This window comes from Butyrivibrio sp. AE3003 (assembly GCF_000686065.1).
GTDB lineage: Bacteria > Bacillota > Clostridia > Lachnospirales > Lachnospiraceae > Butyrivibrio > Butyrivibrio hungatei_A.
Map to the genome: position 1 here is coordinate 2,984,009 of NZ_JMLX01000001.1, position 17,044 is coordinate 3,001,052.

General features: G+C 43.0%; 16 protein-coding genes. All 16 read left to right on the forward strand.

The genetic code is table 11. From position 1 onward, the window contains the following. The first annotated feature begins 45 nt into the window (after positions 1 to 45). Positions 46 to 786, forward strand: coding sequence for a cell division ATP-binding protein FtsE (ftsE, locus tag CD00_RS0114340; RefSeq protein ID WP_051199175.1), 741 nt, complete (start codon positions 46 to 48; stop codon positions 784 to 786). Continuing rightward, positions 776 to 1,672: a permease-like cell division protein FtsX gene (ftsX, locus tag CD00_RS0114345; RefSeq protein ID WP_026656589.1), complete on the forward strand. Its 897-nt coding sequence runs from the start codon at positions 776 to 778 to the stop codon at positions 1,670 to 1,672. Before ftsE ends, ftsX begins: the two co-directional genes overlap by 11 nt. Before the next feature lie 29 nt (positions 1,673 to 1,701). Then, on the forward strand, positions 1,702 to 1,965 hold the full coding sequence (locus CD00_RS20765) for a hypothetical protein (RefSeq protein ID WP_242838979.1): 264 nt from the start codon (positions 1,702 to 1,704) through the stop codon (positions 1,963 to 1,965). Between the two features lie 7 nt (positions 1,966 to 1,972). After that, positions 1,973 to 2,926 carry a murein hydrolase activator EnvC family protein gene (locus CD00_RS18550; RefSeq protein WP_242838980.1) on the forward strand — a complete coding sequence of 318 codons (954 nt, stop codon included), beginning with the start codon at positions 1,973 to 1,975 and terminating at the stop codon, positions 2,924 to 2,926. Positions 2,927 to 2,949: 23 nt separating this feature from the next. After that, positions 2,950 to 4,227, forward strand: coding sequence for a S41 family peptidase (locus CD00_RS0114355; protein ID WP_026656590.1), 1,278 nt, complete (start codon positions 2,950 to 2,952; stop codon positions 4,225 to 4,227). Positions 4,228 to 4,330: 103 nt separating this feature from the next. Then, positions 4,331 to 5,119, forward strand: coding sequence for a PP2C family protein-serine/threonine phosphatase (locus CD00_RS0114360; protein ID WP_026656591.1), 789 nt, complete (start codon positions 4,331 to 4,333; stop codon positions 5,117 to 5,119). Then, positions 5,116 to 6,093: a serine/threonine protein kinase gene (locus tag CD00_RS0114365; protein WP_026656592.1), complete on the forward strand. Its 978-nt coding sequence runs from the start codon at positions 5,116 to 5,118 to the stop codon at positions 6,091 to 6,093. The genes CD00_RS0114360 and CD00_RS0114365 overlap by 4 nt, the downstream gene beginning before the upstream one ends. Further along, positions 6,090 to 6,326, forward strand: coding sequence for a hypothetical protein (locus tag CD00_RS0114370; protein ID WP_026656593.1), 237 nt, complete (start codon positions 6,090 to 6,092; stop codon positions 6,324 to 6,326). Before CD00_RS0114365 ends, CD00_RS0114370 begins: the two co-directional genes overlap by 4 nt. A gap of 77 nt (positions 6,327 to 6,403) precedes the next feature. After that, positions 6,404 to 7,336 (forward strand): glycosyltransferase family 2 protein, encoded by a 933-nt coding sequence (locus CD00_RS0114375; protein ID WP_026656594.1) that lies wholly within the window; start codon positions 6,404 to 6,406, stop codon positions 7,334 to 7,336. 3 nt (positions 7,337 to 7,339) lie between these two features. After that, positions 7,340 to 8,476, forward strand: a complete 1,137-nt coding sequence (locus tag CD00_RS0114380; protein ID WP_026656595.1) for an ATP-grasp domain-containing protein — start codon at positions 7,340 to 7,342, stop codon at positions 8,474 to 8,476. A gap of 128 nt (positions 8,477 to 8,604) precedes the next feature. Next, positions 8,605 to 10,596: an excinuclease ABC subunit UvrB gene (gene uvrB / locus CD00_RS0114385; RefSeq protein ID WP_026656596.1), complete on the forward strand. Its 1,992-nt coding sequence runs from the start codon at positions 8,605 to 8,607 to the stop codon at positions 10,594 to 10,596. Positions 10,597 to 10,642: 46 nt separating this feature from the next. Further along, positions 10,643 to 13,519 carry an excinuclease ABC subunit UvrA gene (uvrA, locus tag CD00_RS0114390; protein ID WP_051594296.1) on the forward strand — a complete coding sequence of 959 codons (2,877 nt, stop codon included), beginning with the start codon at positions 10,643 to 10,645 and terminating at the stop codon, positions 13,517 to 13,519. 260 nt (positions 13,520 to 13,779) lie between these two features. Then, positions 13,780 to 14,772, forward strand: coding sequence for a rod shape-determining protein (locus tag CD00_RS0114395; RefSeq protein WP_026656599.1), 993 nt, complete (start codon positions 13,780 to 13,782; stop codon positions 14,770 to 14,772). 68 nt (positions 14,773 to 14,840) lie between these two features. Next, positions 14,841 to 15,671 (forward strand): flagellar hook-basal body protein, encoded by an 831-nt coding sequence (locus CD00_RS0114400; protein WP_026656600.1) that lies wholly within the window; start codon positions 14,841 to 14,843, stop codon positions 15,669 to 15,671. A gap of 88 nt (positions 15,672 to 15,759) precedes the next feature. Beyond that, positions 15,760 to 16,590: a flagellar hook-basal body protein gene (locus CD00_RS0114405; RefSeq protein WP_026656601.1), complete on the forward strand. Its 831-nt coding sequence runs from the start codon at positions 15,760 to 15,762 to the stop codon at positions 16,588 to 16,590. Positions 16,591 to 16,606: 16 nt separating this feature from the next. Next, positions 16,607 to 17,017: a hypothetical protein gene (locus tag CD00_RS18555; RefSeq protein WP_051594225.1), complete on the forward strand. Its 411-nt coding sequence runs from the start codon at positions 16,607 to 16,609 to the stop codon at positions 17,015 to 17,017. Positions 17,018 to 17,044: the final 27 nt, after the last annotated feature.

Genomic DNA, 17,044 nt, shown 5'->3' on the forward strand with positions numbered 1-17,044 from the left:
TAGGAAGAATCTTTTTTATATAAACACAAATTTCGGGGAGATGCTATGGAAAAAGGATTTAGAAAGACGAAATCGGGTAGGCAGATACCCGAAGGCGAGGTTATTACCCTCGACCATGTGACGAAGTCGTATTCATCGGGTGCACCGGCACTTAACGACGTCACTCTTCACATTAAAAAAGGCGAGTTTGTATTCATCGTAGGAGATAGCGGATCCGGTAAATCTACGCTCATTAAGCTTCTTTTGAGAGAGCTTGTACCTACAAACGGTGAAATTACGGTTTTGGGTTATAACCTGAATAAGATTAAGCACAGTAAGATTCCAAAGTTTAGGCGTAATCTCGGAATAGTGTTCCAGGATTTCAGACTTCTTAAGGATAGAAATGTATACGAAAATGTAGCATTCGCCCAGAGAATTGTCCAGACATCCACAAGGGAAATAAAGAGAAATGTTCCTTCTATACTTGCGACAGTCAATCTTGCGGGTAAGTATAAGAGCAAGATAAATCAGTTGTCCGGAGGAGAGCAGCAGAGAGTTGCTCTCGCAAGAGCGCTTATCAACAAGCCAACGATTCTTTTGGCCGATGAGCCGACCGGAAATCTTGACCCCAATAATTCATGGGAAATAATGAAGCTTATGGAAAAGATCAATGAAAGCGGCACAACTGTTATTGTTGTTACACACAACAGAGAAATAGTAAATGCCATGAAGAAGCGAGTTATAACCATGAAAAAGGGTGTTATCATAGAAGACGAGGAAGAAGGTACATACATCGATGAGGATTAATAGTTTCTTTTATACCATTGGACAGGGATTTAAGAACTTAGGTAGAAATAAATGGTATACCCTTGCTTCTATTGCAACAATAGGCGCATGTCTATTCCTGTTCGGTCTGGTTTTTTCAATAATCAACAACATTCAATATTTTGTTCATACGGCAGAGGAAGGCGTCTCTGTTACTGTTTTCTTTAACGAAGGAGTAAATGAAGATCAGATTCTTGCAGTAAAATCAGATCTTGAGAAACGTCCGGAAGTAAGAGAGATCAATTATATAGATCCCGAAGCTGCATGGGAAGATTTCAAGAAGGATTATATCGGTGAGTATACAGACGGATTTACCGAGAACCCTCTTGCAGATTCCGCCAGCCTTGAGATTTATCTTAATGATGTTTCAATGCAGGCAGCATTGGTTACATACATAGAGAGCCTTGATGTTGTCAGAACAGTCAACAGATCTGAGATCACCGCTGATACACTTAGCGGACTCAACAAGCTTATGGCGTATGTTTCTATGGGAATTATAGTAATTCTCTTGCTTGTTTCGATCTTCCTTATCAGCAATACGGTAACTATGGGTATTGCTGTCAGAAAAGACGAGATAAACATTATGAAATATATCGGAGCGACGGATTTCTTTGTAAGAGCACCTTTCGTGGTAGAGGGCATCATTATCGGAATTATCGGTTCGCTCATACCATTACTGATTCTCTATTATGTATACGGTAGCGCAATTGATTATGTTCACACCCAGTTTGCAATGCTTTCAAATATTTTGCCGTTCCTGCCTGTTGAGAAGATATATAACGAACTCGTTCCCATATCTATGGCAATAGGAATCGGAATAGGCTTTTTGGGTAGCTTTACAACAGTCAGAAAACATTTGCATGTGTGATCAGGTTATTAGAAGGAAGATCAGATAAGTTGAACAGATTACAAAAAGGCACGCTTAAAGGGATATTTCGAGTGCTGGCTTGTTTCATGATCATGGTATTTACTTTTGAAGCCAATGGTATTATAGTGTCGGCAGAGGTCACGGAAGAAAGTATTAAAGCCAAAAAAGATCAGATCAAAAAGCAGAAAGAACAGCGAGATAGCCTGAATACAGCTAAGACCGATCTTGAAAAGTTAAAACAAGGGCTTGAAAAAGATAAGTCGGATCTAAAAAAAATATATCTCAGAACTTGATGCTTCCTTGACAGAGATACAGAAGAAGATAGATGCTCTTAACGATACTATCGGGCAAAAAGAGGCTGAGATCAAGAAGACGGGTGAAGACTTAGAAGAAGCGGAACGCACTCAGGAAGCTCAATATGATGCCATGAAGAAGCGAATAAAGTTCATGTATGAGCGTGGAGATAAGCTTTACTTTGAACTTTTTGCGGGCACGGGAAGTTTTTCCGACATGCTCAATAAGGCTGAGTATATTGAGATGATCGCTTCTTATGACAGAAAAAAGCTCAACGAATATGTGGCGACTACTGAGCTTATAGCGCTCAATAAACAGGCTCTTGAGGAAGAAAAAGAAACTCTCGATCTGGCAAAGTCAAATAAAGAGGAAGAAGAAGGCAAAATGCAAACTCTTATTGACGCCAAGGGAGTTGAGCTCAATAATGTATCGACGGATATTAAGAGCAAAGAGGCTGCTATCGCTGAGTATGAGGCGGAGATAAAGGCTGAGAACGCAACGATTGCTGCTCTTGAAAAAGAGGTAGCTGCGGATGAGGCCGCATTAAACAGCAGACATAAATACGACGGCGGAATGTTTACATTTCCTTGTCCGAATTATTCCAGAGTATCCGATGAATTTGGAATGAGAATCCATCCAACACTTGGAATACAAAAGATGCATAATGGTGTGGATTTTGCAGCACCTGCAGGATCGGCCATTTTGGCGGCCTATGCCGGAACGGTGGTTGCCGCCGACTACAACGGGACAATGGGTAATTATATAATGATCAATCATGGAGACGGTCTTTATACAATCTACATGCATTGTTCTGCACTATATGTTTCCAAGGGACAGGATGTCACAGCCGGAACCAGGATTGCTGCAGTTGGTTCGACCGGAAGATCGACAGGTAACCATCTTCATTTCGGAGTAAGACTTAACGGAGCGTATGTTAGTCCATGGAATTATCTAAAATAAAAGCGGACAGGAGATAAAGAACATTGGAAAACGAAAATATCGAGAACAATGAGCTGGCCAAAGAGCCGGTAAGTAATGAAACGGAAGCGGATAAGAAGCTTAAAAGAAGGTTTATAAGCGGAATCCTCATCGGAGCACTTTGCGCACTTTTTGTTTTTTCAGCAGGTGCTATCATGTTTATTTTGACAACGGGAGTTCGTTCCGGTGGTCAGAACGAAAACGGAGTTCTTAACAGTGAAACAATCAAAAAGGTTAAGATGCTTGAGAATCTCGTTGATACCAATTACTATAAGGACGATGTGGATAAGGCTACTGAAGCCGAGGGAATATACAAGGGTCTTATAGAATCTTTGGGAGATCCCTATTCTGTTTATTACACGGCGGACGAACTTGAAGAGCTCAAGGCTGTGACTAAGGGCGTTTATTACGGAATCGGCGCATATGTCGGAATGGATCAGGAAAAAAATGTGCCTGTAATAACGGGCGTTATGGAAGGAAGCCCTGCTGCTGACGCAGGTCTCATGGAAGGCGATATCATCGCTGAAGTCGACAAAGAAAGTATACAGGGGCTTACCCTTGATGAAGTTGTTGCCAAGATTAAGGGCGAAAAAGGAACTTCCGTACATCTCACTTTGGTAAGAGACGGATCTGTTGAGAATGTTGAAGTCGATGTTATCAGAAATGAGATACAGGTTCCGACAGTTACGACCGAACTTCTTAAAGACGGAATCGGATATCTTAAGATCTCAGAGTTTGATGAGATCACAACGGATCAGTTCACTGAGGGACTTGCAGAGCTTCGTGCAAGCGGTATCAAGGGACTTATGATCGACCTTAGAAGTAATCCCGGAGGAAACCTCGTTACTGTTTGCGATATAGCAAGACAGCTCCTTCCTAAGGGCAATATCGTATATACTGTGGACAGAGAAGGTCATCAGCAGAATTATACCTGCGACGGAACACGTCAGATAGACATTCCGGTTGTTGTTCTCATTAACCAGTACTCAGCAAGTGCTTCAGAAATACTTGCAGGTGCAATTAAGGATTACGGAATCGGTAAGCTTGTAGGTGTTAAGTCTTTCGGAAAAGGAATCGTTCAGAGTGTATTCGATCTTAATGACGGAACTGCCGTTAAACTTACTGTAAGTGATTACTATACTCCCAACGGCTACAACATCCATGGAATAGGAATCGAACCGGATGTTGAGGTTGAACTTGATATTGAGAAGGCTCAGAGAGACAAGATTGACAATCAGAAAGAGAAGGCAATCGAAGTCATGAAGGAGCTTATTGACAAATAAAAAAATAAATAGTATTATCTGAACCTGTGCTAAATCTTTGGCACAGGTTTTTATTTTCTTACTCATTTCGAGTAGTATTTCCATTTTTGAAAGCAGGGAAGTTATGAAAGTCAAAGCGTGTATTTATACCGATGCGGGTAGAAACCGTAAGGTAAACCAGGATTCTGTGCTGGTGAAAGTTGCAAATTCAGAGAAACTTGGAAGAATCTCTTTTGTCGCGGTATGTGACGGAATGGGAGGTCTGCCGAAGGGGGAGGTTGCAAGCTGTAAAGTGGTCAGGTCGCTTGAAAACTGGTTCCATGAGGAGTTGTCTCTTATGCAGGACCTTGAGGCGGACAGACTGTGGGATGTGATAGAAGTATCGTGGCGAAGACTTATTGCAAGGATTGGTGGAGAATTAAGAAGATATGCGAAGCACAGGAAGATCAACCTTGGAACGACGCTGACAGCTCTTTTGCAGATAGGCGACAGATACATGATCATGAATATCGGAGATTCCAGAATATATGCTGTTTCAAAGGGGGATGTAATAAAGCTTACGAAAGATCACAGCGTTTTGCAGAAAAAACTGGATGAAGGGAAAATTACGGAGAAAGAAGCGTTAAATGACAGGGAAAAGAGCGTGCTCCTAAGATGTCTTGGTTCAATGAAAACTCCCGAACCCGATATAACACGAGGAACTTTTAAAAATGATTCTACCGTGATAGCGTGTTCGGACGGATTCTGGAGAACAATGGAAAAGAGTGAGCTTTACAGTATGCTTTGCCCGCAGATGTGCGTTACATCGGAGGATATGCTGGATGCATGTAAAAAGCTTGTAAAGACAGCATACGACAGAAATGAAACGGACAATATATCTGTTGCGGCGCTTTGTATGGAGCTTGGTGCATGAAAGATATAAAAAGATACAGGATAATAAAGAAAATCGGAGAGGGCGGAACAAGCGCAGTCTTTGCGGCACGTGATATGCGTACCGGCAAAAAGGTTACGGTAAAAGCTCTTAAGAAGGAGAGTTTCAAGGCAAAGTCGTCTTTGGAAGATGAGGCGTTAATGTTAAAGAGGTTCAATTATCCGGGAATACAGAAACTTGTAGATTATGAAGAAGGATTTATGGTCATGCAGTATATCTCGGGAAACAGCCTTTCGGAGAAACTTCGGATGAACGGAGTTTTTTCCGAGAAAGAGACCGTTGGAATCGCTATTGAGCTTATCAGGATACTTAAGTATCTTCACGGATTGCGGGAACCAGTAATATACAGGGACCTTAAGCCTGCGAATATCATTATCGGCAAGGACGGAAAGGTGCATCTGATAGATTTCGGAGCGGCGAGGATCTATAGAAAAGGCGAAAAGTCCGACACATCTTATCTTGGAACCGTGGGATTTGCGGCGCCCGAACAGTACGGGACTCTGGGCCAAACAGATCCAAAAACGGATATATATTGCTTTGGGATGACTCTTTTGCAGATGACAACGGGGATAGATATCAAGAACGAAGCGGCACTTGAAAACTTTAAGCTAAACGGAGCGCCGGGACTTTCAGGCGATTTCGTGAAGATAATAAATAAATGTATAAAGCCCGGGCGCGATGACAGGTTCAGATCCTGCGGAGAGATAGAGAAAGCTCTTTTGGACAGTATTGTGAAAAGAAAACGTGACATTGTTGTCAGATATATAAAGAGAGGCGTCGCAGTAGCGGTCGTTGCTGCGACAATGTCGGGAGTAATCTTGTACGCGGAACCTGTCATGAATTACGTTGGGAGCGATGCAAAAGAGCGTGTGCCCGCATTTAAGGGGCGATTATATAATGCAAAAGAGAGAATAGCTGAATTTATTGATAAAGAATTTTTTCAGGAGGGGAAATGATTATTTTTTTATACACATTCGGAGTGATCTTTATAGGAATCATGATGATACTGGGACTTGCAAGTCTGCTTACGAAAGGCGGCGCAAAGCCTGAAATACCTGAGGGAGATGCGACTGCCGCAATGTGCACGACGCAGCTCCTGGATCATATCGATACAAAGAGGAATACTTTTTGCGATGATTTCGTGATTGAACAGGATATGGTCTATACATATGATTCGTTTAATCTTTGATTGTAATATGATAAAATATCCTATGTTGGTTTCATATTTATAACTATGAAATTCAAAAAGAAAACACGAGGATATTTATGGATATTTCAGTAGTTATCCCTGTATACGGATGCAGGGAGGCGGTACCCGAACTATATAAGAGGCTTGTTGCAACGCTTGAAGATGCAGGAAAATCCTTTGAGATAATTATGGTGGACGACCATTGCCCGCAGAAATCGTGGGAAGAGATCGAGAAGCTCTGCGTTAAGGATAAGCGCGTTGTGGGAATAAAACTTTCAAGGAACTTTGGACAGATGCGTGCGATAACCGCAGGTCTTGAGAAGTCGACAGGAGATCTTGTTTCTGTAATGGACTGCGATCTTCAGGACAGACCTGAGTTTTTGCCACTGTTTTTGGACAAGATAGAGGAAGGTTACGATATCGTATATTCCAAGCGAAAAGAAAGAAAGGATACCTTTATTGTAAAAGCTTTATCAAGATCTTTTTACGCTGTATATAATAAGCTCTCAGACATGAAGTACGACTTCGAGGTGGGTAATTACAGTGTTGCCAAAAGAAAAGTCGTAGATTCTTTTCTTAAGATGAAAGAGCAGACCAGAGATTACATCATGTTCCTCATGTGGCTTGGCTATAATGACACAACCATCGAGCTTGAGTCGGATGAAAGATTTGCGGGAAAGTCGTCATATACTTTCAGCAAAAAAGTTAATCTTGCGATCAGCCTTATTACCGCGCAGTCCAACAAGCCGCTGTTTATGGCGGTTAAGCTGGGATTTGCACTTTCATGTGCGGCATTTATATTTTTGATCTATCTTGTTATCAGAAATTACGCTGTGAGAGATCTGGATATAGGCTGGCCTTCGGTCATTGCATCGATATATATGATGGGCGGACTTATGCTGAGCGCCTTGGGAATAGTCGGGATATACATTGGAAATATATTTTCCGAGAGTAAAGGAAGACCTATTTATATTATTGACGAAATGCTTAACCGACACGAAGAGGAGTAGTATATGAAAAAACTGGCGATCATCGGCGCTTCATATCTTCAGAATCCGCTGATTTTAAAGGCAAAAGAAATGGGACTTGAAACTCATGTGTTCGCATGGGGCGTTGGAGATGTAGGCGAAGCTACGGCCGATTTCTTTTATCCGATAAGTATTGTTGAAAAAGAGGCTATCTGTGAGAAGTGCAAAGAGATAGGAATTGACGGAATATGCAGTATTGCATCCGATCTTGCGATGCTCACTGTAAACTATGTTGCAGATAAGATGGGGCTTTCGGGCAATTCGCTTTCATGCACGTACAAGTCGACCAATAAGTTTGCAATGAGAAATGCCCTTACGGAAAAGAATGTTCCGTGCCCTAAATACGTTTTGGCTGATGACTCGGTCAATGTTGATGAGCTTGGATTTGAATATCCGATAATCGTAAAGCCCACGGACAGATCCGGAAGCAGAGCTGTTACAAAGCTTAAGTCAAAGTCTGGAATCATGGCTGCGATAGCATCTGCAAGAGATGTGAGCTTTGAGAAGACCGCGATCATCGAGGAATTCGTTGAGGGAAAAGAGTACAGTGTTGAGTGTATCTCATACAACGGGAAACATACACTTCTTGCCGTGACCGAGAAGTTCACAACGGGAAGCCCGAATTTCATCGAGACCGGACACTTTGAACCTGCACCTGTAGATGAAAAGACTTATGAGAACATCAGAAACGTCATATATGGCGCACTTGATGCGCTTGAGATAGAGAACGGCGCGTCACATTCCGAGATTCTTATCCGCGAAGACGGCGTTATAAAGATTGTCGAAATTGGCGGGAGAATGGGCGGCGACTGCATCGGAAGTTCACTTGTGCAGCTGACTACCGGCATTGATTTTGTCAAAGCAGTCATCGATGTGGCTCTTGGAAACGTGCCCGACCTCACTTCCGGCAAGAAGCACAACGCAGCGGGAATCAAGTTTGTTTTCTGCCGGGAAGATGCCGATTATTGTCAGGAGATTTGCTCAAAATATCAGGATCTTGTTATTGAGAGTAGTGTTGAAGAGATTACCGACAGAAAAGTTGTGGACAGCTCTTCCAGATTTGGATATTTCATTGTTGCGGGCGATGATGCGAAGCTGGTTCGGGATATTGTGGCGAAGTGAATATTGCGAACATGTGTTCAAGTTTTTATAGACGCGTGAATTCTGAAATGATATACTGTAACAGCGGTATATCATTTCTTTTTTGTTTGGTAGAAGATACTTATCAAATTATCGAGGGGAACTGAGATATGGATTTCAAATTACACTCTGAGTTTAAGCCCACAGGAGACCAGCCCCAAGCAATAGAGGAGTTGGTTAAGGGTTTTAAGGAAGGCAATCAATTTCAGACTTTACTTGGTGTTACGGGATCGGGTAAGACGTTCACTATGGCAAATGTCATAGCGGCGCTAAATAAACCCACGCTGATCATCAGCCACAATAAAACTCTGGCAGGCCAGCTCTATGGCGAGATGAAGGAGTTTTTTCCCGAAAACGCAGTTGAGTATTTTGTATCCTACTACGATTACTATCAGCCTGAAGCGTATGTTCCTCAGACAGATACATATATTGCAAAAGATTCGTCGATAAATGATGAGATTGATAAGCTCAGGCTTTCGGCAACGGCGTCACTTTCGGAGAGGAAGGATGTTATCGTTGTTGCCAGCGTATCTTGTATATACGGACTTGGAAGCCCTGATGAATTTAAGGGAATGTCAATCTCACTTAGACCCGGAATGCAGAAGGACAGAGACAAGACGATAGAAGAGCTTGTTGCGATACAGTATACGAGAAACGATCTTGAGCTCGGAAGATGCAATTTCAGGGTAAGGGGCGATACGATAGAGGTTTTCCCTGCTAATGCGGATGATTATCTGATAAGGATAGAGTTCTTTGGCGATGAGATAGACAGGATTACTGAGATTGAACCTGTCACAGCTAAGGTAAGAAGTGAGCTTTCGCACGTTATGATCTATCCTGCTTCACACTATGTTGTTCCTCAGGAGAAGATCAACATGGCGTGCGTTGAAATTGAGAAAGAGCTTGAGGAACAGATCAAGTTCTTTAAGGGAGAGGACAGACTTATTGAAGCCCAGAGAATCTCTGAGCGAACCAATTTTGATATAGAGATGCTTAAGGAGACGGGCTTTTGCTCGGGAATTGAGAACTATTCAAGACACCTTAACTTTATGGCGCCTGGTGAACCGCCGCTTACTCTTTTGGACTTCTTTGACAGAGATTTCCTGATAATCGTTGATGAGTCGCATATGACGATTCCGCAGGTCGGTGCTATGTATCACGGAGACAGGAGCAGGAAACTTACGCTTGTTGATTATGGATTCAGGCTTCCGTCTGCGCTTGATAACAGACCGCTAAATTTTGAGGAGTTCGAATCGCACATTGACCAGATGCTCTTTTGCTCCGCTACTCCGGGAAAATATGAGGAAGAGCATGAACTTCTAAGAACCGAGCAGGTAATAAGGCCTACGGGACTTCTCGATCCCGAGATTTCCGTACGCCCTGTTGAGGGACAGATTGACGATCTCATAGGTGAGATTCGTACAGAGATAGATAAGAAGAATAAGGTTCTTGTGACTACGCTCACCAAGAGAATGGCTGAAGATCTGACAGAGTACCTTGCAGAGTCGGGAATAAGGGTAAAATACCTTCATTCCGATATCGATACGCTTGAAAGAGCTGAGATAATCAGAGATATGCGTCTTGATGTCTTTGATGTTCTTGTCGGAATCAACCTTTTGAGAGAGGGACTTGATATTCCTGAAATATCACTTGTTGCGATAATCGATGCGGACAAAGAGGGATTTCTTCGTTCGGAGACGTCGCTTATTCAGACAATCGGACGTGCTGCGCGTAATGCGGAAGGACACGTTATCATGTACGCCGATAATATGACGGAGTCGATGCAGAAAGCTATCGATGAAACGGCGAGAAGACGTAAGATACAGGAAGAATACAATAAGGAACACGGAATAACTCCGCAGACAATAAAGAAGGCGGTAAGAGAGCTTATCGCAGTTACCAAGGCTATCGCCAAGGAAGAAGTTAAGTTTGAAAAAGATCCTGAGGCAATGGATAAGGATGAACTTGAGAAACTTATCGGACAGGTTCAGAAGAAGATGAAACGTGCGGCCACAGAGCTGGATTTTGAAACGGCGGCGACACTCAGAGACCAAATGATTGAACTCAAGAAAATATATAATGATCTGACGGAAGGTAAATAACCTGAGATAGGTGACAGGAGATAAATATATGCCGGATAACAGTAGAATGACAAAAAAGAATACGACAGCAAAGAGAATTCTTCCCACGGATATTCATGATTACATCAGAGTCCGCGGTGCAGATGAACATAATCTTAAGCATGTGAGTGTTAAGATCCCGAGGGAGACTCTGACAGTTTTTACGGGACTGTCGGGATCGGGTAAGTCTTCACTTGCTTTTGATACTATTTTTGCGGAAGGTCAAAGAAGGTACATGGAGTCGCTTTCATCTTACGCAAGAATGTTTCTGGGACAGATGGATAAGCCTAATGTCGAGAGAATCGAAGGACTTTCTCCTACAATCTCGATTGACCAGAAGTCCACTAACAAGAATCCCAGATCGACTGTGGGAACGGTTACCGAGATATACGATCATTTCAGGTTGTTGTATGCAAGAATAGGTATACCGCACTGTCCGAACTGCGGAAGAGAGATAAGAAGACAGACGGTTGATGAGATGTGCGACCAGATCATGGCTCTCGGTGACGGAACCAAGCTCCAGCTTCTTGCACCTGTTGTAAGAGGCAAAAAAGGTGAGCATGCCAAGACTCTGGACAGGGCAAAAAGAGCGGGTTATGTCAGAGTAAGAATTGACGGAAGTCAGTATGAGCTTTCTGAAGAAATCAAGCTTGATAAGAACATCAAGCATAACATAGAAGTAATAGTTGACAGAATTGTCATAAGAGATGACAACGAGAATCTAAGGAAGAGACTTGCCGATTCAATAGAGAGTGCCCTGCAGCTTGCGGAGGGACTTCTTACTGTTGATGTGGTGGATGGAAAAGAGCTTAATTTCAGCCAGAATTTTGCCTGCCCCGATTGCGGGATCAGTATTCCCGAGATTGAACCCAGAAGTTTTTCGTTCAATAATCCTTTCGGAGCCTGCCCTGACTGTGCGGGACTTGGATATAAGATGGAGTTTGACGAAGATCTCATGATCCCCGACAAGACTCTTTCAATAAATGACGGATGTATCGTTGTTATGGGATGGCAGTCTGCAAATAAGGAGGGAAGTTTTAGTAATGCGACTTTGAAAGCGCTTGCCAAAGCTTATAAATTCAGCCTTGATACTCCTTTCTGCGATCTTCCCGAGAAGGTAAGACATATGCTCATACACGGAGCTGACAAGACTGTCAATGTTCACTACAAGGGGTCAAGAGGTGAGGGTGATTACCCGATTCTTTTTGACGGACTTATCAAGAATGTTGAACAGAGATACAGAGAGACTTTTTCTGAGACGGCGAAGGCTGAATATCAGGAGTTTATGAGAATCACGCCCTGTCAGCTTTGCGGCGGACAGAGGCTTAAGAAGGAATCACTGGCGGTTACCATAGACGATAAGAATATCTATGAGATCACATCAATGTCGGTTGATGAACTTCAGAACTACCTTGTAAATCTCAAACTTAGTGAGCATCAGGAACTTGTCGGTGCACAGGTTCTGAAAGAAATCAGGGCGAGAGTGGGATTTCTTGTGGATGTAGGATTGGGTTACCTTTCGCTTTCGAGAGCCACGGGAACACTTTCAGGCGGCGAGGCACAGAGAATAAGACTCGCTACACAGATCGGTTCGGGCCTTTGCGGAGTATGCTATATCCTTGATGAGCCGAGTATCGGACTTCATCAGAGGGATAACGATAAGCTTCTTAATACGCTTAAGAATCTCAGAGACCTTGGAAATACTCTTATTGTAGTAGAACATGATGAAGATACTATGAGAGAGGCTGATTATATCGTCGATGTGGGACCGGGAGCGGGCTCAAGAGGCGGTAAGATCGTTGCTACGGGAACTGCCGAAGATATCATGAAAGTTGAGGAGTCGATAACCGGCCAGTATCTGGCAGGCAAACTTAAGATCGACGTTCCGGAAGTCAGAAGAGAGCCGAAGGGATGGCTTAAGGTGCTAGGTGCGAGTGAGAATAACTTAAGAAATATAGATATTGATGTTCCGCTTGGCGTACTTACCATAGTTACGGGAGTTTCGGGCTCCGGAAAGAGCTCTTTTGTCAATGAGATACTCTACAAGCATCTTGCGAGAGATCTTAACAGGGCTAGATGTATACCCGGAAAACACAAGGGAATTGAAGGGCTTGAGCAGGTTGATAAGGTCATTGCTATAGATCAGTCGCCTATCGGAAGAACTCCGAGATCAAACCCTGCGACATATACGGGCGTGTTTGATATGATAAGGGATCTTTTTGCAGGTACCCCCGATGCGAAAGCAAGAGGATACAAGAAGGGAAGGTTCTCGTTTAACGTTAAAGGCGGAAGATGTGAAGCCTGCGGCGGTGACGGAATTATCAAGATTGAAATGCATTTCCTTCCGGATGTATATGTTCCGTGTGAGGTCTGCGGAGGAAAACGTTATAACCACGAAACTCTTGAAGTCAGATATAAAGGAAAGAATATTTATGATGTCCTTGATATGACGGTTGAAGAGGCGCTTACTTTCTTTGAGAATGTTAAGACGATTAAGAGAAAGATACAGACTCTTTACGATGTGGGACTTGGATATGTTAAGCTTGGACAGCCCAGTACAGAGCTTTCAGGTGGTGAGGCGCAGAGAATAAAGCTTGCGACGGAGCTTAGTAAGGTGGGAACGGGCAAGACAGTCTATATTCTTGATGAGCCTACGACGGGACTTCATTTTGCCGATGTTCAGAAGCTTGTGAAGATAATGCATGAGCTGGTAGAACAGGGAAATACGGTTGTTGTTATCGAGCATAATTTGGATGTCATCAAAACAGGAGATTACATCATAGATATGGGACCCGAGGGCGGTTCGGGCGGCGGAACGGTTGTTGCCTGCGGCACGCCGGAAGAAGTTGCTAAGTGTAAGAAGTCATATACCGGAGCATACATAAAAAAGATGTTGAAAAAATAATGATTAATTTTAGTATGGTATTTCCTGAAATGCGCGTAATTTAGGTGTTTTCGAAACTCTTTTTTGAGCACATGGCTAAAATACTTAAGATTTTAACAGGATACTTAAGTTTTGATAGGAAATGTCCGATATTAATAGAGGTAGCCCCTTTTAAATCTTTATAAGATGGTTTATAATGGCAATGTATTATTAACATTTTATTATCCGCACTTATGCGCTAAAATAAATGACACACAGTTTTGAAAGGGGTACCTTAAATTATGCAGTATGCAGACATCGGAATTGATTTAGGAACGGCATCTGTTCTCGTTTACATAAGAGGCAAGGGAGTAGTTCTTAAGGAACCTTCTGTAGTAGCTTATGACAGAGACACAGAGGAAATCAAGGCAATCGGTGAGGATGCGAGGCTTATGCTTGGCCGTACACCCGGTAATATTGTTGCCGTAAGACCTCTGAGACAGGGAGTTATCTCTAACTACAAAATCACTGAGCAGATGATGAGATACTTCATTAAGAAGGCTATCGGAAGGAAAATTCATAGAAAACCTTTTATCGCTGTATGTGTTCCCAGTGGAGCTACGGAAGTAGAGAAGAAAGCCGTAGAAGATGCTACAAGACTTTGCGGTGCGAGAGATGTTAAGACTATCGAGGAACCTATTGCAGCAGCGATCGGAGCAGGAATTGATATTACAAAGCCTTGCGGAAACATGATTGTTGATATAGGTGGAGGTACATCTGATATTGCAGTTATCTCACTCGGCGGAACGGTTGTAAGCACATCCGTTAAGGTCGCAGGAGATGATTTTGATGAGGCAATTGTTCGTTACATGAGAAAGAAGCACAATCTTCTTATCGGTGACAGAACTGCCGAAGATATAAAGATTAAGATCGGTTCAGCTTATCCGAGACCGGAAGATGATTTCCTGGATGTAAGAGGACGTAACCTTGTTACAGGTCTTCCCAAAACTGTAAGAGTATCTTCTGAAGAGACAGAAGAGGCACTCAGAGAGCCTACATCTCAGATCATCGAGGCTATTCACAGCGTTCTTGAGAATACACCTCCGGAACTTGCAGCGGATATTGCTGACAGAGGAATAGTTCTTACAGGTGGCGGAGCACTTCTTCGCGGACTTGAGGATCTTATCTATTCCAAGACCGGAATCAATACTATGACAGCAGAGGATCCTATGACAGCGGTTGCCATCGGAACCGGCCGTTATGTAGAGTTTATTGTAGGTTATCATCAGGATTGATGATCTGCGATAATATATATCAAGGATTGAACTATAAAGAATAACCAGGACGGTATGAGGGAAAGAGAATGGTAAAAGGTCTTTATACTGCTTACACAGGAATGATCAACGAGCAGCACAGAATGGATGTGCTGACCAACAATCTTGCCAATGCCAACACAAACGGTTTTAAGAAGGAAGGCACAACATCACAGTCTTTCAGTGATCAGCTTGCGCTTAAAATTAAAGATTATACTGATGCCCCGTTCACTGCGCGTGGACTGGGCATTATTAATCCCGGTGTAAAGATTGGCGAAGGCTATGTTGATTGGTCCGAAGGTCCTATGAAAGAGACCGGAAACAAATATGACATGGCTATCGGCGGATATGGTTTCTTTGGAATCGAATATACGAACAAGGCTAAGAATATTGAGAGAGATCTTCCGAATCAGACCAATATAATGTATACCAGAGACGGTAACTTTACGGTTACAGCTGAGGGAGAGCTTGTTACTCAGGACGGGGACTTTGTGCTTTCACAGGACGGAGGACATATTGAACTTGATCCGTCACTTCCCGTAGAAGTCAGCATGAACGGTAATATCGTGCAGGACGGTGAGGTTGTTGCCCAGATTGGAATATTTGATTTTGAGAAGACAACATATCCTGACGGACGTATCTCATATGACAATCTTGAGCACTACGGAGAAAATATGTATATTCCCGTAAACGGAGCCAATCCTATAGAGGGAACGGGACGTGTTTACTCGGGATTTTTGGAGCAGTCAAATGTTTCTGTTGTTGATGAGATGGTAAACATGATCGCGGTTCAGAGAAACTACGATACAAACCAGAGAATGATCACAACAATCGATGATACACTTGATATTGCTGCAAATCAGCTTGGCAGACTTTCATAATTTTTTGATCGATTAAAAAATTTATACTTTTTTTATAAAGTATCACGGCCTTTGTGTCGATACATACCAAAGAGAGGGAGGTATGTCTATGGTTAGAAGTTTATGGTCAGCGGCAACAGGAATGAATGCCCAGCAGACAAACGTAGATACTATATCGAACAACCTTGCAAACGTTAATACAGTCGGATATAAAGCTCAGGGAGCACAGTTTAAGTCTCTTTTGTATCAGGAGCTTCAGACAGTTACAACTACAGCAAACGGCGAGCCTAAGCCAACCAATTCACAGGTAGGTCTTGGTACCCGTACATCTTCAATAAATCAGTTCTTTAAACAGGGATCTTTGCAGAACAACGAAAATCCTGCAGCTCTTGCTATAAGCGGTGACGGTTTCTTCGCTTACACAGCAGCTGACGGAGAGACTGTTCAGTACACCAGAAACGGTAATTTCACATGGGCTCTTCAGGAGACAGGCGGAACAACTCTTGAGCTTACAACAGCTGAAGGTAATCCGGTTCTTGGAATTGACGGCAATCCTATCGTGGTTGACGGAAATGCTTTAGCGAGCAGAATTGAGATTGGCGGAGACGGTAAGATCTATTATCCCGATGATGAGAGCGTTCCTCAGGCAATCGGACCTCAGATTGGCCTTTGGCAGTTCCGTAACAGGGAAGGCCTTGAGAGAGTGGGCGGAGCAGCTTGGCAGGAGACTGCAGCAAGCGGAGAACCTATTCTTGAAGCTGAGGCAGCCGGAGAGGTTAAGCTTAGCACAATTGAACAGGGATATCTTGAAGGCTCCAACGTTAATGTTGCAACAGAGATGGTAAATCTTATCGTTGCACAGAGAGCTTACGAGATGAACTCAACAGCAATCCAGACGACAGACGAAATGATGCAGACTGCAAATGGTCTTAAGAGATAATTGATGGAGAATAGCCATGGCAGGATTTGATATCAGTGGTATAAATGCAACGGGCATAACTGAATATGCGATGCGTGAGAGTAAGAATGCCTCTACAGAAGCTCTTAAGAATAAGCTCGAGCAGACAAACGAGAAGTCTTCCGATGACGAACTTTGGGCTGCATGTAAAGGCTTCGAGTCATATTTCTTAGAGCAGATATTTAAGGAGATGCAGAAGTCTGTAGATGCTCTTAAACCTGAAAAGTCAGATAATTCAACATCTACTCTGGTTGATTTTTTCAAGGATCAGACACTTCAGGATGTATGTGCGACATCCGTTGATAAGCAGAGTAACGGATTTGCCCAGATGCTCTATGAGAATCTCAAGAGAAATTATGACATTCCGGAGGCTACGACTGAGAATAAGACAGAGGGATCCAATTCTTAAGAAATCTTAAGAATCGGATCCTTTTTC